The sequence below is a fragment of the Sphingomonas sp. 2378 genome, from assembly GCF_038084995.1.
Taxonomy (GTDB): domain Bacteria; phylum Pseudomonadota; class Alphaproteobacteria; order Sphingomonadales; family Sphingomonadaceae; genus Sphingomonas.
The window spans coordinates 1-1,741 of record NZ_JAXCMJ010000099.1; the positions used below are offsets into that span (position 1 = coordinate 1).

At 66.4% G+C, this 1,741-nt stretch carries 1 protein-coding gene; it reads left to right on the plus strand.

Translation table 11 applies throughout. The features are described from left to right. Positions 1 to 1,493, plus strand: a 1,493-nt coding sequence (locus SM191_RS19405; RefSeq protein ID WP_341507638.1) for an IS1182 family transposase, incomplete at its 5' end; no start/stop codon positions are given. Between the last annotated feature and the right edge of the window lie 248 nt (positions 1,494 to 1,741).

Genomic DNA, 1,741 nt, shown 5'->3' on the forward strand with positions numbered 1-1,741 from the left:
CAGATCGTCCGAAAACAGCGTTGAGGATTCCCCGCCGCGCTGGGACGGTGTACTCTGCGGTCATGGCGTATATCGAGGGACATGCTCGGGATCAGGCGCTGCTGCTGCCGGCGTCGGTCGAAGACTATGTGGCGGCGGACAACCCGGTGCGGTTCATAGACGCCTTCGTCGATGAACTCGACTTGGGCGGTGCCGGCTTCGTGCGGTCGCGACCGAAGGCGACCGGTCGGCCCGGTTACGATCCGGCCGACCTGCTCAAGCTCTACCTGTACGGCTATCTGAACCGGGTGCGGTCGAGCCGGCGCCTGGCGGCGGAAGCGACCCGCAATCTCGAGCTGATCTGGCTGCTGCGCGGGGTGCGGCCGGACTTCCGGACCATTGCGGACTTCCGCCGCGACAACCGGGCCGCGTTCAAGTCAGTGTTCCGCGCCTTCGTGCTGCTGTGCCGCAGGCTCGACCTGTTCGGGCGCGAGTTGCTGGCGGTGGACGGCACACGGCTGAAGGCGGTGAACAGCCGGTCGCGTAATTTCAGCCGCGAACGACTGGCGACGTATCTTGCTGCGACCGACGCACGGCTCGAACGCTATCTGGCCGAGCTGGACGACATCGACCGCGGCGAGGATGGTGCCGGTACCGGCCGCGGCGAGGCGCTGGCAACGAAGATCGCCCGGCTGCGCGAGCAGCGCCAGGCCAGCGCGGCGCTGCTGGGCCAGTTACGGGACAGCGGCGAAGGGCAGATCTCGCTCACCGATCCCGACGCCCGCCTCATGGTCGCGCATTCCAAGGTCACGGTCGGCTACAATGCCCAGGTAGCGGTCGACGCGAAGCACAGCCTGATCGTCGAACAGCACGTCACCAACGCCTGCAACGACATGGGCCTGCTCACGCCCACCGCCGGCGCGGCGATGGAGGTGCTCGGGGTCGAGCGGATCGATGCGGTCGCCGACATGGGGTATCACTCGGGCGACGATATCGTCGCGTGCGAGGCGGCCGGCATCACGCCCTACATTCCCCGCCCGCATCGTGGCACCGCCACCGGCAACGGCCTCTTTCCCAAGGAGCGGTTCCGCTACGATCCCGTGGCCGACGCCTATCACTGCCCCGGCGGGCAAGTGCTGGATACCCGCTACGCTTCGGTGACGCGCGGGCATCTGTCGGTCCAGTATTCCAGCCCTGCCGCGTGCGCCGGCTGCCAGATCAAGGCGCGCTGTACCAAGGGCCGCTGGCGCCGCATCAATCGCGGCGAGCACGAGGCGGTCATCGAGCGCATGGCGACGCGCCTCACGGAACGGCCAGGCATCCTCACCATCCGCAAATCCACGGTCGAACACCCGTTCGGCTCGATCAAGCAGTGGATGAACCAGGGGGCGTTCCTGATGCGCGGGCTGGACAAGGTCCGCGCCGAGTTCAGCCTGACGGCACTGGCCTACAATATCAGGCGCGCCATAACCCTCATCGGCGTGCCGGGGTTGATCCGGGCAGTGCAAGCCTGACCAAGACCTCCAAACGTATCATCTTCCCCCAAAATACGAACGCTCATTACGGCCTCGCCAGAGCCCGGAGGGGAAGATGCCGGCTCTCGCGCCGCTTTTCGGTAGGACGTTCATGCCGATCCCGCCGTCCGAGAGTTTCCGGACGGTCTGGATTCCTCTGCGAAACGGCTCATTTGTGACAGAGGATCTGGGCGAGGCTTTCGCTGCAGGGATCCGGTACGGGCCTTGGTCAGCTTTGGCTGGCCGGT